The sequence below is a fragment of the Paractinoplanes lichenicola genome, from assembly GCF_016785085.1.
Classification (GTDB): Bacteria; Actinomycetota; Actinomycetes; order Mycobacteriales; family Micromonosporaceae; genus Actinoplanes; species Actinoplanes lichenicola.
In genome coordinates this window covers 292,504-309,486 of record NZ_JAENHO010000003.1, presented here as the reverse complement: position 1 = coordinate 309,486, position 16,983 = coordinate 292,504, and the positions used below count along the sequence as shown (strand labels likewise).

Genomic DNA, 16,983 nt, shown 5'->3' with positions numbered 1-16,983 from the left:
CACGCGGGCTCGCCGGTCACCAGTGCGGCGGGCGGTCCTCCAGCAGGCGGTCGTCGTTGTCGTAGGAGCGCTCGCCCCACCCACGCTCGGTGTCGTCCCGGGTCTGGTCGGGAAGGAGGGCCGCCTCTTCCGAGTCGAAATCGACCACGCGCTCGGCGTCGTTGTCGCGCTCGGGCTCATCCAGGATGTCCACGCCTACGAGGGTAGGCCCGCGCCGCTGCGGAAGTCTTCCCCCTTCGGCTGTACCGTCGGTGAACGTGAGCTCCCCCACCGGCGTCCCGGACGACGCGTACTGGCAACGACCGGATCCCGATTCCGCTGAGCCCGTTCCCCCGCCGGCCAAGCCCGAGCCGGGCCACGACTATCCGGGGCCGCCGCGCACCGCCCGCCCGTCGCCGAACTGGCGGCCGCCGACGATCGCGCATCCGCCGCCGCCGCGCAGCCTGCCGGCGCAGGATCAGGACGCTCTCGACAACGCCGAGGGCTCCGCCCGCACGGTCACGTACGGGGTGGGCCTGGTCGCGGGCGCGATCGCCCTGATCCTGTTGTGCCTGCTCTGCGCCCGGATGATCTTTTAGTAGGAGCCCCACACCGCGGTCGCCCCCGAGTCACCGGTCTTAAAGACGTAGTAGCCCGACAGCGCCGCCAGCACGATCAGCACGACGGCCGCGCCGACCTCGCCGATCATCGGGAGCCGGCCGCCGCCACGACGCCACGTGAGCGCCACCATCACGAGGCTCACCACGCCGAGCGCGAGCGCGAACCACGCGGTGAGGGTGCCGAAGCCCATGTGGTCGTCGAGGATCTCCTTGCCGGGCCCGCTCATGCCCTGGTCGAGCAGGCGGTTGTAGAGCTGCGTGCCTGAGGCCTTCGCCACAAAAGCGGATGCGGGCGCGGCGATCGCCAGCAGCACGAGCGCCCAGCCCAGCTTGGGCCGCCAGCGGGGAACCAGCGCGTAGACCACTGCCCCCAGCGCGAGCAGCGGGACGAAAATGACAGCGGCGTGCAGCACGAGCGCGTGCACCGGCAGGCCGTTGATCTGGTCGAACACGACGCCTCCTCAGGAACTGGTTCGGGCCGCCAGCTTAGAGATATCTGACGACGCAAGCATCTTTCTGCCTGCGCATACGCCTGTCGGGACGACCCGGTTCAACTAGCACCCGATCTTGTCGAACCGAAGGCGGGGAGTTGGGGAATCGCCGGTTCCGTGCTGTCATGGACCGATGTCGAACGGTGAGGACCTGCTGCGTGAGCACGGCCTTCGGGTCACCAAGCCACGTCTCGCCGTGCTGGAGATCTTGGCCGAGGGCGGGCATCTCGAGGTCGAGGACATCGCGACCCGGGCCCGCACCCGCCTCGACTCGGTGTCGACCCAGGCCATCTACGACGTTCTCGGCGCCCTGTCGCGGGCCGGGCTGGCCCGCCGCCTCGAGCCGGCCGGCAGCCCCGCCCGTTATGAGGCCCGGGTCGGCGACAACCACCACCACATCGTCTGCCGGGGTTGTGGCGAGATCGCCGACGTCGACTGCGCGGTGGGCGACCGCCCCTGCCTGACCCCGGCCGGCTCGCACGGCTTCGAGCTCGACGAGGCCGAGGTCACGTTCTGGGGCCTGTGTCCGGCCTGCCAGAGCCGGCGGGCGGCGGAAACAACTACCTGAACGAGTTCAACTTTGCGCTCCGAGCGTGGCACGCTGGAAGTATGAGCGTCGACGTCGGGCTGTTCGGGCCGGATTCGGTCACCTGGAAACTTCATCGCGAACCGATCCTGTTGCTGGGCGGCCTCCGCTCGCTCTATCTGCAGGCGCTGCACCCGCAGGCCGTCGCCGGGGTCGCGCAGAATTCGGGCTACCGCTCCGACCCGTGGGGCCGCCTCAACCGCACCTCCGAATACGTCGCCACGGTCATCTACGGCACGACCGAGCAGGTCGAGCGGGCCGCGAGCCGCCTGCGCCGCATCCACTCCCACATGACTGCCACAGACCCCCGTACGGGCGAGAAGTTCCGCATCGACGAGCCCGACCTGCTCCGCTGGGTGCACGTGGCCGAGGTCGAATCGTTCCTCGACACCGCGACCAGGGCCGGCGTGAAGCTGACGCCCGACGAGATCGACCGGTATTACACCGAGCAGCTCAAAGCGGCCGAACTCGTCGGTCTCGACCCCGCGACGGTGCCCGGCACGGCCGCCGAGGTGGCCACGTATTACGACGAGATGCGCCCCGGCCTGACCCTCACCAAGGAGGGCGCCGAGACGGCCCTGTTTCTCACCGTGCCGCCCGCACCCGACTGGGGACCGGCCGCCCTGCGCCTGGGTCTCACCCTCGGCCCCACCCGCTGGGCCTACCTGGGCGTGGCGAGCACCGCGATCGGCCTGCTCCCGTCGTGGGCCCGGCGCCTCTACGGCGGGCCGGGGTGGCCCACCACCGACCTGACGGCGAACCTTTCGGCACGCGGCCTGCGCCTGCTGCTCGACACGGTGATCAGCTCACTCCCGAGCAAATACCGCGTCCCTCCCATCCGCAAGGCAGCACTCGAACGAGCCGGAGTCGCGGAGGGCTAGCGGGGCCGGCCGAGAACAAAAAGGGGGTCGCGGGTCAGACCGTCAGGTGGTTGACCGACTCCCACTGGTCTTTGGCGGGAGCCTCCTGACCCGCCGGGCACGACCGGCGGAAGTCGCACCATGAGCAGAGCGCCCCCGGATTGGTCGGGAACTCGGCGTCGGGATCGGCGCCGGCCGCCACCGCTCGTTCGGCAGCCATGATGTCGCGGGCCGTGTCTTCCGCCCGGCTCACCTTGCGGGCCAGCGACTCCTCGGTGTGCTCGTGCGACGCGACCGTGCCGGTCGGCAGATGGTGCAGCTCGACCCGATAGCTCGGGCGGCGGAAGACCCGCTGAGCCGCATACGCATAGAGCGCCAGCGCCTGCGACCCCCGCGCGTCGTCGGCGTCGAGCCCGGAGCGGCCGGTCTTGTAGTCGACGATCACCGCCTCGGGACCGTCGGGACCCTGGCGCGCGTCGATCCGGTCGGCCCGGCCGTTGAACGCCAGCACCGACGTCTTGGTGGCCACGACCCGTTCCACCCCGAGCGGCTCGTCGAGCGGATCAAGACCCCGCACGTACGTCTCGAGCCAGCGCAGCGCCGCCCGATAGGCCACCCGTTCCTGCTCGACGTCGCGATAGCCCTCGCGGACCCACGTGGCCTTGAGCAGCCCCGGCAGCGCCTCGGGCTCGCGCCGGTCGGCGGGCAGCGCATACCAGTTCTTCAAAGCCGTGTGGACGCTCGCGCCCAGCGAATTGTGCGCCCAGGGCGGGCCCTTGGGCGGCGAGGGACGGTCGACGTAGGAATAGCGATAGCGACGCGGGCAGTCCTCGAACGCCCCGAGCTTGCTCGGCGTGCACACGAAGAGCCGCTCGGGCATGCCGTCGAAGCCGAGTTGCTCGGGGACCGCTCCGCGGGACTTGGTGGGGGGCACGAAGCAATCCTGCCAGCCGGGTACGACAAAAACGCCGTCAGGGCGCGTTGATGTAAAGCTGGACGAAAGCGTCGATCGCGTCGGCGATCAGCTGCACCGCGATGGCCGCCAGCAGCAGGCCGGCGATGCGGGTGAGCACCTCGATGCCGGCCGGCCGGAGCAGCTTGACGATCACTCCGGAGAACCGCAGCACGAGCCACACGGCCAGCATGACCAGCAGGATCCCGATGCCGATGACCAGGTATTCGTCGGCGCTCTCGGCCCGCTGCACGAACAGCATCGTCGCCACGATCGCACCCGGCCCGGCCAGCAGCGGCGTGCCGATGGGCACGAGCGCCACGTTGGTGGTGCCGCCCTGGTCGGACGGCTCGTCGGCCTTGCCGGTGAGCAGCTGCAACGCCACCAGGATGAGCAGCAGACCACCCGCGCCCTGCAGGGCCGGCAGCTCCACGTGCAGATAGTCGAGCAGGGTCTGCCCGGCCACCGCGAACCCGACGATCACCCCGAGCGCGAGCAGGACGGCCTGCGTGCCCGCCTTCATCCGGGCGCGGCCGTCCATCGTGCCGGTCAGGGCGAGGAACACCGGCACCATGCCGGGCGGGTCGACAATGACCAGCAAGGTCACGAAGACCTCGCCGAGCAGCTTGAGATTCACCCGATCAAGGTAGGTGCCGCACCCGCTCGATCGCAGTCGGGTGCGTCCAGAGTCACCCCAGGACGGGGACGCCGGTGGCGGCCGACACGATTTTCTCGTACGCCTCGGGGTCGGTCGTGAAGTCACCCAGTTGGACGGTCTTGTGCGTCCCGTGGAAGTCGGACGATCCGGTGACCACGAGCCCGAGGTCGCCGGCGAGCGCGCGCACGTGTTCCCGCTCGGCCGGCGAGTGGTCCTCGTGGTCGGCCTCGAGCCCGAACATCCCCGCCTCGGCCAGCTCGACGATCAACCGATCCGGCACGACCCTCCCTCGTACGGTGGCTCGGGGGTGGGCGAAAACGGCCACGCCCCCGGCCGCACGCACTGCTCGCACGGCCTCGAAAACATCAAGATCTGCTTTCGGTACGAAGTAGCGCGCGCCCAGCCAGCGGGAGGCGAACGCCTCGTTGGTGGTGCGCACGAGTCCCGCCCGGATCAGGGCCTGCGCGATGTGCGGCCGCCCGACCGAGCCGCCCCGGGCGTAGCCGAAGACCTCGTCCCACGTGATCGGGACGCCGTCGGCGGCCAGCTTGCGCACGATCTTCTCGGCCCGCTGTTCCCGATCCGTACGCAGGCGGGCCAGGTCACCGGCGAGGCGCGGCTCGGCCGGGTCGAACAGGTAGGCCAGCATGTGCAGCGCGATCGGCCATTCCTCGGCGCCGTGCCACCGGCAGGACAGCTCGGCCCCGCGCACCAGCCGCAGACCCTCGGGCCGGGCGTCGGCCGCGGCCTGCCAGCCGCCGGTGGTGTCGTGGTCGGTTATCGCCATGACGTCGAGACCGGCCGCGGCGCCCGCCTTGACCAGCTCGGCAGGGGTGAGGGTGCCGTCGCTGGCCGTGGAATGGCAGTGCAGGTCGATTCGGGTCACCGCAAAACGCTACCGGCCTCGCGCCACCCGTTGCTGCCGGGCGCGACGATCCCTGCGTCACAACCCCGTTCCCGTACGCCCGTCAAGCGTCGTCGCCGTCGCTGTCCTTGCCGAGACGCGCCTCGACCGCCTGCGGCTCGTACATCTCCTCGACCACGCGCAAGTAGAGCTCGTTGGGGTTGGGCAGGTGCTTGACCTCGCGCAGCGCCTGATCCTGACCGGCCGACTCGAGCACGAACGTGCCGTAGCTGAGCATGCGGCCCAGCGCGGACTGCTCGTATTTCATGTCGGTGACCCGCAGCAGGGGCATCATGGCGACCCGGCGGGTGATGATGCCGTTGACCACCATGACCCGTTTGTTGGTCAGGATGAAGCGGTCGAAATACCAGTCGAAGACTTTCCAGGCGACCCAGCTGATCACGCCGAGCCAGATCAGGACGGCCGCGGTGACCAGGCCGTTGATGTTCTGCCGGGTGAGGAAGCCGGCCAGATAGCCGAGGAGGAGGGTGGCGCCCGCCCCGATGCCCAGCGGCGTGGTCAGGTGGATCCAGTGCCGCTTCCACTCGCCGCGATAGCGCTCGGTGGGGAAGAGATAGCGAGCGACCAGAGTGGTCGGTTCGTCCTCGAGCGGGAGCACGCGGCGCGGTCCGCCGCCGCCACCCTCGGGACCCAGGCCCTCGAGCTCTTCCTCGGTGAAGATGGGCGGCTCGTACTCGTCGGCGGTGTCGTCGTAACCGGCGCGATAGCCGGTGTCCCGCGCGTAGCCCGCATCTTCCGAGTAACCGGCGTCCGGGTTGAAGCCGGCGTCCGGATTGAAGCCAGGGCCGTCCGAATAGGGCCGGCGCCGCCGTGCACGATCGGGGTCCTCATCGAACGCCGGGTCGTTGTACCCGAAGTTCTCGTCGTCGTCCCGAGGACGACCGGCGCCCTCGCCTCGAGGCTCGTGCGGCTCAGCTGGACCACCCATGTGGTGATGCTAAGCGACGAGGTTGGTGAAGAACGTGCCGAAGCCTCGGGCAATATCGGCGATCGTGCCTCCGAGTGACTCGAACACCGACGCTGCCGAGTTCGGGTTGAAGGCGATGAAAAAGATCAAGAACGCGATACCAAGCCAGGTCAGAACCTTCTTGATCATGGCGGGCCTTCTCCTGTGGGTGCGGGTGACGGTCAGCGCCGCGGCAGTACTGACGGTATCAGCTTCGTCGCTCGGTGTGAACATTGTGGCCGAAAAGCCGATTCCATTCCCGCAGGTCAGGGCCCAACTTGGCTAGGCCTTGCCCTGCAGGTACGGCGACGGCGCTCCGTACACGAGCTCGGGCGGCAGCCCCTCGGAGAGGTCGTGCAGGACGACATGCTCCGCGAGGAAGTAGCCCGCGCTTGCGGGCCAGGCTATCGCATAGAGCCACATTCCTTTCGCCTCACTCACGTATGCGCTTCGATCCTCCGGGGACTTGACGCACCACAGTGGAGTGGGGTGGCCGGCCGCTTTGATCTTGGCATGTGGACCCGGGTGCCCGTTACCGTCGGCGAGCGCCTCGGCGATCAGGTGACCCGGATCGATGCCGGGGATGCCGGCGAACCTGGTGCCGAGGCCGACGCCGGGTTGCTCGGCGATCAGCACGACATCGGCGGGCCCACCACCCAGGGGCTCGGGGCCGCTGCAGGCGAGCGCGGCCGCCCGGACGCCGCGGCGGTCGTCACCCGCCCAGCCGACACCGGTGACCATCCACCCCGCGGGCAACGGCCACGGGCACCAGAACGGCACTCCCGCCCCGGGGGCCGGCTGGCGGCGCAGCATGCTGTCGACGATGTCGGCGTTGATGTGCTCCGCGACGTGGAACGGCGGGACATCGCCGCAGTTGTCACACCGCCATTCGCTGTGCATCAGGTCGGGCTTGCGCACCTGTGCACCACATCTGGGGCAACTCACTGTGACACCCACGCTCTTACCGTGCGGCCCGCGCGAGGCCGCGTCAAGCGAATCCGCAGAACCCGGGCCTATCAGCAAGATTCACCCGGGCGGGGGTCCCGCGTGCGCGCGGATCCAGGCGTGCATCGCGATGCCGCTGGCCACGCCCGCGTTGATCGACCGGGTCGAGCCGTACTGGGCGATCGAGAACAACTCGGCACACGCCGCCCGGGCCGGCTCGGACAGCCCCGGGCCCTCCTGGCCGAAGAGCAGGACGCACCGCCTCGGCAGGGTGGTCGTCTCCATCGGCCGCGAGCCCGGCAGGTTGTCGATCCCGATCACCGGCAGGTCGAGCCCGGTGGCCCAGGCGACGAACTCCTCGATCGTCGGGTGGTGCCGCACGTGCTGGTAACGGTCCGTGACCATGGCGCCGCGCCTGTTCCACCGCCGCAGCCCCACGATGTGCACCTCGGCGGCCAGAAAGGCGTTGGCGTTGCGCACCACGGTGCCGATGTTGAAGTCGTGCTGCCAGTTCTCGATGGCGACGTGGAAGTCGTGGCGGCGGGTGTCCAGATCGGCGACGACCGCCTCGCGGCTCCAGTAGCGGTAGCGGTCGACGACGTTTCGGCGATCGCCCCCCGCGAGCAGCTCAGGGTCGTAGCGCGGGTCGTCGGGCGGGTCACCGGTCCACGGCCCGACGCCGACCTCGGCGGACTCGTCCTCAGCGGCAATCATGGGCGGTTACGCTACCCAGCCCCGCACGCCGCTGGTTCGCCCCCGTGTTGAGAACGGGGGAGACGCAATGAGCGGCGGGGCCCTCCCCGGCACCCGCCGCCCACGCTCTGTTGCACGAGAGTCTGCCTCACCCTGCGTATGCATGTGAAGGAAATTCGCCAGTGACTCAGGTCACATTTAACATTCTTTCCTATTACCCTCGGCAGGAAGGATCGCCGAGGTCATTGGCGGTACCGTCCGCCCTTCACGGCCATGTCCGGATTCTCCAGCGCAAAACGGACGTCACAACTTGCTCGGTAATCGAGAGCAGTCTGCTCACTAATCGTTACGATGGGTTGCCCAAGCCCCACTCGGTGTCTCGATTTGGTGCTCCAGACCACGTGTCGCCCGGCCCTGAAGCGGGAATTGCTGACGTGAACTATGGGTTTCATCGCACGAAAGCCAATTTCCCGTGGACGGAGACATCATGGCGACGGTTGCGCTGACCGCTGAGAACTTCGACGAGGTCACCGGCAAGGACGGCATCGTCCTGGTGGACTTCTGGGCAAGCTGGTGCGGGCCGTGCGTCCGCTTCGCTCCGACCTACGAGCGGTCGTCCGAGAAGCACGAGGGCATCACCTTCGGCAAGGTCGACACCGAGGCCGAGCAGGCGCTCGCCGCGAAGTTCGACATTCGCTCGATCCCGACGATCATGGCCGTCCGCGACGGCGTCATCGTCTTCTCCCAGCCCGGCGCTCTTCCCGAGTCGGCCCTGGAAAACCTGATCGAGCAGGTGGAGAAGCTCGACATGGACGAGGTGCGCCAGCAGCTCGCGGCTCACAGCCACTAGCTTCCTGGTCAGAGGCCCGCGAACCGGTTCGGTTCGCGGGCCTTTCGCATGCCCGGGGCGACACGCCACACCTGACTGGACAACCGGATCGAACATGTGTTCGACTCTTCGCCATGCGATGGTCCAACCTGTCGGCCCCTTCCGACGGCGGCTCGCTCCTCGACAGGGCAGCGCCGGCGGCTCCACCCCTGCCGTTGGCGCTGCCCGGCGCCGCTGTCCGCACGTTCGACACCCCCGGCTTCGCCGGCATGACGTTCTACGAGATCCAGGCGAAGAGCCTGATCAATCGCGTGCCGGGCGCGTCCCGGGTGCCGTTCGAGTGGACCATCAATCCCTATCGCGGCTGCTCCCACGCCTGTGCGTATTGCCTGTCGGGCGACACCCCGATCCTGATGGCCGACGGCACCACCCGACGGCTGGCCGATCTGCGTAAGGGTGACGCCATCATGGGCACGATGGGCGCCGGCTCCACCCGGCGCTACGTGCCCACCACGGTGCTCGACCAGTGGTCGACCACCAAGGCCGCCTTCCGGGTCACCCTGGCCGACGGCACCCGCCTGGTCTCCAGCGGCGACCACCGGTTCCTCACCGACCGCGGCTGGCGCCACGTCAGCCCGGCCGAGCCCCACCAGCCCGCGCTCGCCGTGGGCGACCTCATGTTCGGCGTCGGCCACTTCGCCGAGCCGCCCAAGGAGTCCCCCGACTATCGGGCGGGCTTCCTGTGCGGCCTGATCCGGGGCGACGCCGGCCGGGGCGAGGGCGCGGCCCCGCAGTCCCGCGAGGGCGACGCCTGGGTCCGGGCCGACGGCTATCTCGACGACGTCCGCCTGCACGAGGCGCTGCGCTGGCCCGACCTGCCCACCACGGGGTGGTACAGGGGCTTTCTGGCCGGCGCCTTCGGGGCCGTGGGCACGGCCGACCGCCTGGCGATCAGCTTCACCAGCGGCGACCGGCTGTTCCTGTCCCGGGTCACCGCCGCGCTGACCTATCTCGGTCTACCCAGTCGCACGCCCGTCCGCGTCCGGGGTGGCGGTGGCACCGGCACGGTCGAGATCGACCGCGACCTGTGGGCCGCGCTGCGCTTCCGGCATCTCACCGGCATCGACGGTGCCCCGCTCGACGCCTCGGGCGTCGGCGTGCGGGCCGGCCGCCAGCTCGCCGTGGTCGACATCGAGGATCTCGGGCTCACCCTGCCGCTGTTCGACATCTCCACCGGCACTGGCGACTTCATCGCCGACGGCGTGGTCAGCCACAACTGCTTCGCCCGGCACACCCACAGCTATCTCGACCTCGACTCCGGCCACGACTTCGACACCAAGATCGTCGTCAAGGTCAACGCGGGCGAGCTGATCCGCCGCGAGCTGGCCGCGCCGCGGTGGCGGGGCGCACACATCGCCATGGGCACCAACGTCGACGTCTATCAGCGCGCCGAGGGCCGCTATCGGCTGATGCCCGAGATCCTGGCCGCCCTGCGCGACCACGCCAACCCGTTCTCGATCCTCACCAAGGGCACGCTGATCCTGCGCGACCTCGAGCTGCTGACCCAGGCGGCCGAGGTCACCCGGGTCGGGCTGTCGTTCTCCGTCGGCTTCCTCGACGAGCAGGTCTGGCGGGCCGTCGAGTCGGGCACCCCCAGCCCGCGCCGCCGGCTCGACGCGGTTCGCCGGCTGACCGACGCCGGGTTCGCCGTCGGCGTGCTGATGGCGCCGATCCTGCCCGGCCTCACCGACACCGACGAGTCGATCGACGAGACCGTCGCGGCGATCGCGGCCGCCGGCGCCACCAGCGTCACCGCGCTCCCGCTGCATCTGCGCCCCGGCGCCCGGGAGTGGTATGCCGCGTGGCTCACCAGCACCCGGCCCGATCTGGCGCCGCGCTATCGCGAGCTCTACGGCAACGGGTCCTACGCGCCACAGACCTACCAGCGCGAGGTCACCGCGCGGGTGCGCATGGCGGCCCGCCGGCACGGCCTGCACCGGGCCGAGCCGGGCGAGGCGCGCACCGTGGCCCCGGCCCCCGAGCCCGACGATGATCGCCAGTTGACGCTGTTGTGAGAAACCGTGACTACAGTCGATCACATGAGGGATGCACAGCAGATCCTGGCGGAGGCCAACGTCATCGCCGTGGTCGGCGCGTCGCGCGACCCGTTCAAGCCGGCCCACACCGTGCCGCTGCAGATGCTCCGGCACGGCTGGCGGATCATCCCGGTCAACCCGTTCGTCGACGAGGTGTTCGGGGTCCCGACGGTGGCGACGCTGGCCGACATCGGCGAGCCGATCGACCTGGTCGACATCTTCCGCCCGGCGCACGACGCGGTCGAGGTGGTCCGGCAGGCGGTCGCGATCAAGGCGCCCGCGGTCTGGCTGCAGAGCGGAATCGTGTCGGCCGAGGCGCGGCGGATCGCCGAGGAGGCCGGGATCGACTACGTCGAGGACCGCTGCCTCGCCGTCGAGCGCGCGGTGGGCAGCCTCAGCAAGCTCACCTAGGCGGGCGCCCGCGCGGCGCGGGATCGGGCAGGATCAGTCCGATTACCGTCGCAACCTGCGGACACGTCCACCTATCGTGTCCTCCGCTGCGTCCCGGCTAGTACCGTGCCGGGGAACGAGGAGGACCTGATGACTTATCCACCCGGTGGCACACCGGATCCATACCAGCCCCAGCAGCCCTACGGGCAGCAGCCGTACGACCCGACGACGCCGTATTCGGCCGAGCCGTCGAGCGGGCAGCCCTACGGTCAGCCGTCCAGCGGCCAGCCGTACGGTGCGCCCTCGAGCGGCCAGCCGTACGGTCAGCCGCCGCCCGTCTACGGGCAGGACGCTTATAAGGGCGGCCAGCCGTACGGGCAGCCCGGCTACGGCCAGCCCTACGCCGCGCCGGTGGTGGCCACGACCAACACGATGGCCATCCTGGCGCTGGTGTTCGCGTTCGTGTTCGCCCCGGCCGCGATCGTGATGGGCCACATCTCGAAGAAGCAGATCCGCCAGACCGGCGAGCAGGGCGACGGCCTGGCCACGGCCGGCCTCTGGCTGGGCTACATCTTCACCGGCCTCGGCGTCCTGGTCTGCGCGTTCTACGTGATCGCGATCGTCTTCGCGGTCAACTCGAGCACGAGCCCGTAACCGCCCACCGCGGCCGGCCGGTCAAATGACCAGCCGGCCGCGGGGCGGGCTCAGCGGAACTCGGCCTCGCGGACGCTGTTGCCGCCGTCGACGACCAGCATCTGACCGGTGATGTAGGAGGCGGCCGGCGAGCAGAGGAACGCGATCGCCGCGGCTACCTCGTCGGGCGCGCCGGGACGGCCGATCGGCGTGCCCAGGCCCTGCTTGATCTCGGTGACCGTGGACGCGGCGGTGTAGATCGTGCCCGGCGCCACGCAGTTGACAGTCACGCCGTCGGCGACCAGCTCCATCGCGAGCGCCCGGGTCAGGCCGACCACGCCCGCCTTGGCCGCCGCGTACGCCGCCTCGGTCGGCAGCGCGTTGACCGGGCCGGCCGTCGCCGACAGGTTCACGATGCGGCCCCAGCCCTGCTCGGCCATGCCGCCCTGGAAGGCCCGGCTGCACAGGAAGGCCGTGCTCAGGTTCCGGTCGATCTCGGACTTCCACTCGTCGTACGTGAGCTGGGCGACCGGCCGGAGAATCTCGGGACTGGCCCGGCTGGTCAGGCCGGCGTTGTTGACCAGCACCTCGACGTCGCCCAGGTGATCGGAGACGGCGTCGGCCAGCGCGCCCACCTCGGCCTCGTCGGTCAGATCGGCGACGAACCCGGTGATGCCCAGTTCGGCGGCGCGCTCGTGGATGCGCCGCGTGGTCGAGACGATCGCCACCCGCGCCCCGAGGTCACGCAGCCGGCGGGCCGTCGCGTAGCCGATCCCGTCCGGGCTGCCCGCGCCCGTGACCAGGGCGACCTTGCCGTCCAGTCGCATCGTGACCGGCGCTTCCTGCGGCTCCTCAGCCTCCACCTCGACCCCTCACCTCACAGCGTCTTCCGGCGTTCCCCGGCACATCCTCTCAGCCCGGATCCACCGGACGACCCGGAGGGACGCCAATCCGCACGTCAACCAGGCGTTTCGCGCCGAAGAGCCGACCCCGGCCGGTGGAACCTCGGCTCAGTCGACGCGCGGAGTGGCGGTCGGGTTGGCCAACGGGCGTACCGGGGCTTCTTGGATGAAGAGCAGCGGGGCCTCGGGGCCGTAGCGGGCGGGCAGCTCGGTGCGGGCCCGATCGAGATCCTGCGTGCCGATCTCGACCCCGGCGCCGTCGTGGCGGGCCCCGACCGAGACGATACGGACGCCGCTGTGGGTCCAGAAGTCGAGGTCGGCCAGCACCCGGTCGTGCCAGACGGCCAGGTCGGTGGCCGGGTGGGCGGCGTCCCGGACGACGATGCAGGTGTCCTCGGCGGCCCGGCGGATGTAATCGTCGAAGGCCGCCGACGGCACCCGGTGCACGATGGCGCGCGCGTTCTCCTGGTCGACCTCGAGGCCGGCGTAGCTGGTGGCGAACTCGGCCCGGCCCGCCCGGTCGATGCGGTCCATCGCGGCCTCGAGCTTGGCCGGCGTGACCGGCATGGCCACCCCGGCGACCGCCATGTGCTCCGGCAGGCGCAGGAACTCGCAGCCCGCGGTGCTCCAGCCGCCGGTCAGGCCGGGGCCGTCGGCGGGCCGCTCGCCGGCCGGGTCGGCGCAGCCGCCGATCACGAGAACCGCCCCGAGCACCAGGAGACAACCGATTCGGAATCGAGAGCCGTACATCGCATTCCCCCTCTCTACCGCGCCCGGGCGAAGCCCGCCAGGCGAGCGCCCGCAGGACTCAACGAACGAAACGCCCAAAACGCCCGGCGCAGAGCTGGGTGGCCGGGAGGGGTGGCGGCCGGGAGGGGCCGCGGCTGGGAGGGGTGACGGCCGGCGAGGGGCGGCGCCGGGAGGAGGTGGCTGGGCGGGGTCGGGTTCAGTCGGTGAGTGACGGGTCGACGGCGGGGCGGCCGGCCCTGGTCGCGCCGAGAATGAAAACGGCCACCCCGGCCATCAGGAGCGCGATGCCGGGCAGGGCGGCCGCCCGCGGTTCCTGACCGAGCCAGGCCCAGGCCAGCAGCGCAGCGCCCGGAACCTCCAGCAGCCCGAGCACGCTGACAGTGGTGGCCGAGGTGCGCTGGAGGGCGTAGCTGAACATCGAGTGACCCAGCAACTGGGCACCCGCGACGAGGGCCAGGATCGCCAGCCAGGTGCGGTTGTCGTAGCCGGCCAGCGGGAGCCCGGCAGCCAGGCAGACCCCGGCCAGGATGACGGCGCAGGTGCCGTAGCAGATCCACGTGTATGTCGTCGTGCTCAACTCGGTGCGGGACCGCTCGCCGAGGGCGGTGTAGATCGCGGCGAAGATGCCGCCCAGCAGGGCCAGCACGTCGGCGAAGACGGCCTGACCGGAGACGCCGATGTCGGCGCCCGTGGCCCAGGCGGCGCCGGCCACCGCCAGCCCGATGCCGATCCAGCCCGACAGCGACGGCCGGCGACCCTGGGCGGCCGCGATCAGGCCCTGCCAGACCGGCTGGGTCGCGACCAGGGCGGCCGCCGTGGCCACCGAGCCGAGCTGCACGCTGGGCATCCAGGTGGCGAAGTGGGCGGCGAGCGCGAGGCCGGCGAGCACGGCGAAGAGCCTCGTACGGCGGGTGGAACCGAGAATCTCGGCGCGCCGGGGCCCGTACGTGATGGGGGTCAGCACGACCGTGGCCAGCGCGTTGCGCCAGAACGCGATGGCCAGGGCGGGAGCGGCCGCGTAGACGATCAGCGAGGCCGAGGACGAGACGGCGAGGACCGCGACGATCAGCGCGAGGGCCGTCGGTAAACCGGCGCGATGGCGCGATGAGCGCTCATTCATCCCCGGCCGTCGCTTCTTGCGGACTTCTGCACCACAGTTTGCGAACCCCTATTGAACGGAAAGTAATGCTGTCGCTACAGTCACCGAGGTTTGCCGCCCTTTTCATCCCCCTCGATGCCCCGGGAGGCGTTTTGCCATGCCCGCATACCGTGCGGTCGTGTTCGATTTTTTCGGCACCCTGACTCGATCTGTCCAACGGGGACCCCAGCACGCGGAGATCGCCCGGTCGCTCGGCGCCGATCCCGAGGCGGTCCGCGGGGTGCTGGACCGCACGTTCCGGGCCCGCGCGCGAGGACGTTACGGGTCCGCCGAGGCCACCCTACGGTGGGTGATCGAGCAGGCCGGTGGACACCCCCGTACGGATCAGGTGCGAGCCGGCGTGCCGTTGCGCGTCGACGCCCTCAAGGCCGACACCCGGTTGCGCGCCGACGCGGTCAGCGCGCTCGCGGCGATCAAGCGGCGCGGTCTGAGCACCGCCCTGATCAGCGACTGCACGCACGAGCTGCCGGCGTTCCTGCCCAGCCTGCCGGTCGCTCCCCTGCTCGACGCGACTATCTATTCCGTACGGCTGGGGGTCTGCAAGCCCGATCCGCGCATCTACCTGGCCGCCTGCGAGCAGCTCGACGTGCCCCCGAGCGAGTGCCTGTATGTGGGTGACGGCGGCAGTCACGAGCTGACCGGCGCCGCCGCGGTGGGCATGACCCCGGTTCGCCTGGCCGCCCCCGACCTGGTCAACCACCTGGTCTTCGACGCCGACACCAACTTCGCCGGCCGTACGGTCCGGTCGCTCACCGAGGTGGTCGGGCTCGTCGACCACGCCCGCATCGCACGGCCGCTTAAGATTGCCCCGTGACTTCCGCGGTGCTCGACGAGGCGCTCAAGAAGGCCGCGCTGGCCTGGATCTCCGTCGGCGACGGGCCGGCCCTGGCCCTGTGGGTGCTGCCCCTCGACGGCACGCTGATCGTGGTCAGCGGCCCGGGTGAGCAGTTCGCGCCGGGTCTGGCCGAGACAACCCGGGCCACCGTACGCCTCCGCGGCGACAACGGCGGCCTCATCGTGATCACCGAGGCCGTGGTGGCCCGGATCGCCCCGGGCACCGACGAGTGGGCTTCGGTGGCGCCGCAGCTGGCGGCCAAGCGGCTGAACGCCTCGGGGACGGCCGACGAAGTGGCGGCCCGCTGGGCGTCGACGGGGTGCGTGGTCGTGCGGCTGACCCCGGTGGTCGACCAGCCGGTGACCGAGCGGCCGAACCTGCCGGTCGAGTCGGGAGCGGCCGAGCCTCGGGAGACGCCGGCCCGGGTGGAGACCCGCCGCCCGTTCCGGCTGCATCGGGTGAAGCGGCGCTAACAGCTGCGTCGCGGTGAGCGGCACTGGCCCCAACGCAACGCTGAACGGCGCTGACACCCGCGTCCGCGTTGAGCAGCGCTAACACGCGCATCGCGTTGAGCGGCACTGACCCCAGCGCCACGCTGAACGGCGCTGACAACTACTCCACGCTAATAAGCGCGTTCAGGCGCGTCGCAGATTGGCACAACGGCCGGCGATCGCCTGTGGATATCTCCGCGAGCTCGAAACCGCGCCGAGCGCCTCCTGTGGACAACTCAACCCCGTCAGCTTGACACCCCGTAGGGTCACCCCGACAGCGCCCCTGGGTGGCCGGGGGTGGTGGTGGGCACTCCAGGGGAAAGAATCTTCAGCAACAGGGGTGAATCGATCTTCAGCCGATGAAGGGCGGCACGATGATGGTGCCGGTGGCGATCGGGACGGCGTGGCCGGTGACGGTGGCCTGGGTGGCGGAGCCGGCGGCGGCCGTCACGGTGCAGTCCAGCAGGGACGGGCGCTTCATCTCGTGGCCCTGGTGCACGCGGTAGGACGAGGTGCCGTCGGCGGGCAGCCATCCGGCGGCGACCAGCCACACGCCCAGGCCGAGCGCGGCCGAACCGGTGGCCGGGTCTTCGGGGACGGCCGCACCGGGGCAGAAGACCCGGGCGTGGGCCTCCGACGTCGACTCGGACCAGGCGAACACGGACAGCCCCGTGAGGCCGGCGCGGCGGGCCGCGGGAGTGTCGATCTCGATGTCGGCGAGGGCCTCACGGCGTACGGGAAGGAATGTCCAGTCGAGACCACAGCCGGCCGACCGCGGCGGGGCGCCCGAGAAATCGTCGGAGGTCAGGCCGGCGATGGCGAGCAGCTGCGTGGGGTCGAGCGGCGGGCCCAGCCGGGGTGTGCCGCCGGTGACCGTGGCCGAGCCGCCGGGGGTCACGGTGATCGGCAGCAGGCCCGCGCCGCACTCCTGAACCACCTGTCCCGGTGAAAACAGGCCGCGCCGCATCGAGGTGACCGCGGCGCCGACTGTCGGGTGGCCGGCGAACGGGAGCTCGCCCTCGGGCGTGAAGATGCGGGCCCGGTAGGTGGCCGTGGGAGCGGTCGGCGGCAGCACGAAAACGGTCTCGGCCAGGTTGAACTCGCGGGCCAGGGTATACATCTGGTCGGTGGCCAGATCGGTGGCGTCGTAGACCACGGCGAGTGGATTCCCCGCGAACGGCCGATCTGTGAATACGTCGACGATCTCGTACGCCACTCCTGACATGTCCGGACCCTAACCTAG

22 protein-coding genes are annotated in these 16,983 nt (G+C 70.5%); 9 read left to right on the top strand and 13 right to left on the bottom strand.

Features of this window, described 5'->3' with window-relative positions; translation table 11 throughout:
* Window positions 1-16 precede the first annotated feature (16 nt).
* Entirely contained in the window at window positions 17-193 is a 177-nt protein-coding gene (locus JKJ07_RS10455) for a hypothetical protein (protein ID WP_202991251.1), read from the bottom strand.
* Between the two features lie 64 nt (window positions 194-257).
* Here JKJ07_RS10455 and JKJ07_RS10450 point away from each other — a divergent pair, with 64 nt between their 5' ends.
* Complete coding sequence (locus tag JKJ07_RS10450) at window positions 258-578, top strand: translation initiation factor 2 (protein ID WP_307834204.1); 321 nt, start codon at window positions 258-260, stop codon at window positions 576-578.
* On the opposite strand, the gene JKJ07_RS10445 is transcribed toward JKJ07_RS10450, so the two are convergent.
* Entirely contained in the window at window positions 575-1,051 is a 477-nt protein-coding gene (locus JKJ07_RS10445; protein ID WP_202991249.1) for a DUF2231 domain-containing protein, read from the bottom strand. The two genes, JKJ07_RS10450 and JKJ07_RS10445, sit on opposite strands and share 4 nt — an antisense overlap.
* 172 nt (window positions 1,052-1,223) lie before the next feature.
* Here JKJ07_RS10445 and JKJ07_RS10440 point away from each other — a divergent pair, with 172 nt between their 5' ends.
* Window positions 1,224-1,658: a Fur family transcriptional regulator gene (locus JKJ07_RS10440; RefSeq protein WP_202991248.1), complete on the top strand. Its 435-nt coding sequence runs from the start codon at window positions 1,224-1,226 to the stop codon at window positions 1,656-1,658.
* 41 nt (window positions 1,659-1,699) lie between these two features.
* A complete protein-coding gene (locus tag JKJ07_RS10435) occupies window positions 1,700-2,557 on the top strand; it encodes an oxygenase MpaB family protein (RefSeq protein WP_202991247.1) in 858 nt (285 codons plus the stop codon).
* Between the two features lie 34 nt (window positions 2,558-2,591).
* Here JKJ07_RS10435 and JKJ07_RS10430 read toward each other — a convergent pair whose 3' ends face one another.
* The 7 genes from JKJ07_RS10430 to JKJ07_RS10400 form a co-directional block, all read right to left on the bottom strand.
* Entirely contained in the window at window positions 2,592-3,416 is an 825-nt protein-coding gene (locus tag JKJ07_RS10430; protein WP_202991795.1) for a RecB family exonuclease, read from the bottom strand.
* Window positions 3,417-3,507: 91 nt separating this feature from the next.
* Entirely contained in the window at window positions 3,508-4,125 is a 618-nt protein-coding gene (locus JKJ07_RS10425; protein WP_202991246.1) for a MarC family protein, read from the bottom strand.
* Between the two features lie 52 nt (window positions 4,126-4,177).
* Window positions 4,178-5,032 carry a PHP domain-containing protein gene (locus JKJ07_RS10420; protein WP_202991245.1) on the bottom strand — a complete coding sequence of 285 codons (855 nt, stop codon included), beginning with the start codon at window positions 5,030-5,032 and terminating at the stop codon, window positions 4,178-4,180.
* An 82-nt stretch (window positions 5,033-5,114) separates the two neighbouring features.
* Window positions 5,115-5,999, bottom strand: coding sequence for a PH domain-containing protein (locus JKJ07_RS10415; RefSeq protein ID WP_202991244.1), 885 nt, complete (start codon window positions 5,997-5,999; stop codon window positions 5,115-5,117).
* Window positions 6,000-6,008: 9 nt separating this feature from the next.
* Window positions 6,009-6,167, bottom strand: coding sequence for a hypothetical protein (locus JKJ07_RS10410; RefSeq protein ID WP_166661190.1), 159 nt, complete (start codon window positions 6,165-6,167; stop codon window positions 6,009-6,011).
* 132 nt (window positions 6,168-6,299) lie between these two features.
* Window positions 6,300-6,962 carry a DUF6758 family protein gene (locus JKJ07_RS10405; RefSeq protein ID WP_369076996.1) on the bottom strand — a complete coding sequence of 221 codons (663 nt, stop codon included), beginning with the start codon at window positions 6,960-6,962 and terminating at the stop codon, window positions 6,300-6,302.
* 81 nt (window positions 6,963-7,043) lie between these two features.
* Window positions 7,044-7,676 carry a TrmH family RNA methyltransferase gene (locus JKJ07_RS10400; RefSeq protein ID WP_202991243.1) on the bottom strand — a complete coding sequence of 211 codons (633 nt, stop codon included), beginning with the start codon at window positions 7,674-7,676 and terminating at the stop codon, window positions 7,044-7,046.
* A gap of 466 nt (window positions 7,677-8,142) precedes the next feature.
* On the opposite strand from JKJ07_RS10400, the gene trxA reads away from it, so the two are divergent.
* The 4 genes from trxA to JKJ07_RS10380 all read left to right on the top strand — a co-directional run bounded on the left by trxA (window position 8,143) and on the right by JKJ07_RS10380 (window position 11,624).
* Window positions 8,143-8,505 carry a thioredoxin gene (gene trxA / locus JKJ07_RS10395; protein WP_202991242.1) on the top strand — a complete coding sequence of 121 codons (363 nt, stop codon included), beginning with the start codon at window positions 8,143-8,145 and terminating at the stop codon, window positions 8,503-8,505.
* A gap of 113 nt (window positions 8,506-8,618) precedes the next feature.
* A complete protein-coding gene (locus JKJ07_RS10390; protein WP_202991241.1) occupies window positions 8,619-10,559 on the top strand; it encodes an intein-containing Rv2578c family radical SAM protein in 1,941 nt (646 codons plus the stop codon).
* A 24-nt stretch (window positions 10,560-10,583) separates the two neighbouring features.
* On the top strand, window positions 10,584-10,991 hold the full coding sequence (locus tag JKJ07_RS10385; RefSeq protein ID WP_202991240.1) for a CoA-binding protein: 408 nt from the start codon (window positions 10,584-10,586) through the stop codon (window positions 10,989-10,991).
* Window positions 10,992-11,120: 129 nt separating this feature from the next.
* Window positions 11,121-11,624, top strand: a complete 504-nt coding sequence (locus tag JKJ07_RS10380; RefSeq protein ID WP_202991239.1) for a DUF4190 domain-containing protein — start codon at window positions 11,121-11,123, stop codon at window positions 11,622-11,624.
* A gap of 50 nt (window positions 11,625-11,674) precedes the next feature.
* Here JKJ07_RS10380 and JKJ07_RS10375 read toward each other — a convergent pair whose 3' ends face one another.
* The 3 genes from JKJ07_RS10375 to JKJ07_RS10365 all read right to left on the bottom strand — a co-directional run bounded on the left by JKJ07_RS10375 (window position 11,675) and on the right by JKJ07_RS10365 (window position 14,375).
* Entirely contained in the window at window positions 11,675-12,430 is a 756-nt protein-coding gene (locus tag JKJ07_RS10375) for an SDR family NAD(P)-dependent oxidoreductase (protein WP_202991793.1), read from the bottom strand.
* 183 nt (window positions 12,431-12,613) lie between these two features.
* Complete coding sequence (locus JKJ07_RS10370; RefSeq protein WP_307834202.1) at window positions 12,614-13,219, bottom strand: hypothetical protein; 606 nt, start codon at window positions 13,217-13,219, stop codon at window positions 12,614-12,616.
* A 232-nt stretch (window positions 13,220-13,451) separates the two neighbouring features.
* The gene (locus JKJ07_RS10365; RefSeq protein ID WP_202991237.1) at window positions 13,452-14,375 is read right to left on the bottom strand and encodes a DMT family transporter; all 924 of its coding nucleotides are present in this window, start codon (window positions 14,373-14,375) and stop codon (window positions 13,452-13,454) included.
* Between the two features lie 136 nt (window positions 14,376-14,511).
* Here JKJ07_RS10365 and JKJ07_RS10360 point away from each other — a divergent pair, with 136 nt between their 5' ends.
* Together JKJ07_RS10360 and JKJ07_RS10355 are read left to right on the top strand one after the other, a co-directional pair.
* Window positions 14,512-15,228, top strand: coding sequence for an HAD family hydrolase (locus JKJ07_RS10360; protein WP_202991236.1), 717 nt, complete (start codon window positions 14,512-14,514; stop codon window positions 15,226-15,228).
* Window positions 15,225-15,722, top strand: a complete 498-nt coding sequence (locus tag JKJ07_RS10355; protein ID WP_202991235.1) for a hypothetical protein — start codon at window positions 15,225-15,227, stop codon at window positions 15,720-15,722. The genes JKJ07_RS10360 and JKJ07_RS10355 overlap by 4 nt, the downstream gene beginning before the upstream one ends.
* 370 nt (window positions 15,723-16,092) lie before the next feature.
* On the opposite strand, the gene JKJ07_RS10350 is transcribed toward JKJ07_RS10355, so the two are convergent.
* Entirely contained in the window at window positions 16,093-16,965 is an 873-nt protein-coding gene (locus tag JKJ07_RS10350; RefSeq protein ID WP_202991234.1) for a PhzF family phenazine biosynthesis protein, read from the bottom strand.
* Window positions 16,966-16,983: the final 18 nt, after the last annotated feature.

Bases quoted from the DNA above. Each gene is read 5' to 3' on its own strand.
- JKJ07_RS10400 (WP_202991243.1), bottom strand. From the start codon at position 7,676: ATGATTGCCGCTGAGGACGAGTCCGCCGAGGTCGGCGTCGGGCCGTGG.
- JKJ07_RS10435 (WP_202991247.1), top strand. From the start codon at position 1,700: ATGAGCGTCGACGTCGGGCTGTTCGGGCCGGATTCGGTCACCTGGAAA.
- JKJ07_RS10390 (WP_202991241.1), top strand. From the start codon at position 8,619: ATGCGATGGTCCAACCTGTCGGCCCCTTCCGACGGCGGCTCGCTCCTC.
- JKJ07_RS10360 (WP_202991236.1), top strand. From the start codon at position 14,512: ATGCCCGCATACCGTGCGGTCGTGTTCGATTTTTTCGGCACCCTGACT.
- JKJ07_RS10350 (WP_202991234.1), bottom strand. From the start codon at position 16,965: ATGTCAGGAGTGGCGTACGAGATCGTCGACGTATTCACAGATCGGCCG.
- JKJ07_RS10365 (WP_202991237.1), bottom strand. From the start codon at position 14,375: ATGAATGAGCGCTCATCGCGCCATCGCGCCGGTTTACCGACGGCCCTC.
- JKJ07_RS10380 (WP_202991239.1), top strand. From the start codon at position 11,121: ATGACTTATCCACCCGGTGGCACACCGGATCCATACCAGCCCCAGCAG.
- trxA (WP_202991242.1), top strand. From the start codon at position 8,143: ATGGCGACGGTTGCGCTGACCGCTGAGAACTTCGACGAGGTCACCGGC.
- JKJ07_RS10410 (WP_166661190.1), bottom strand. From the start codon at position 6,167: ATGATCAAGAAGGTTCTGACCTGGCTTGGTATCGCGTTCTTGATCTTT.
- JKJ07_RS10385 (WP_202991240.1), top strand. From the start codon at position 10,584: ATGAGGGATGCACAGCAGATCCTGGCGGAGGCCAACGTCATCGCCGTG.
- JKJ07_RS10440 (WP_202991248.1), top strand. From the start codon at position 1,224: ATGTCGAACGGTGAGGACCTGCTGCGTGAGCACGGCCTTCGGGTCACC.
- JKJ07_RS10375 (WP_202991793.1), bottom strand. From the start codon at position 12,430: ATGCGACTGGACGGCAAGGTCGCCCTGGTCACGGGCGCGGGCAGCCCG.
- JKJ07_RS10415 (WP_202991244.1), bottom strand. From the start codon at position 5,999: ATGGGTGGTCCAGCTGAGCCGCACGAGCCTCGAGGCGAGGGCGCCGGT.
- JKJ07_RS10430 (WP_202991795.1), bottom strand. From the start codon at position 3,416: ATGCCCGAGCGGCTCTTCGTGTGCACGCCGAGCAAGCTCGGGGCGTTC.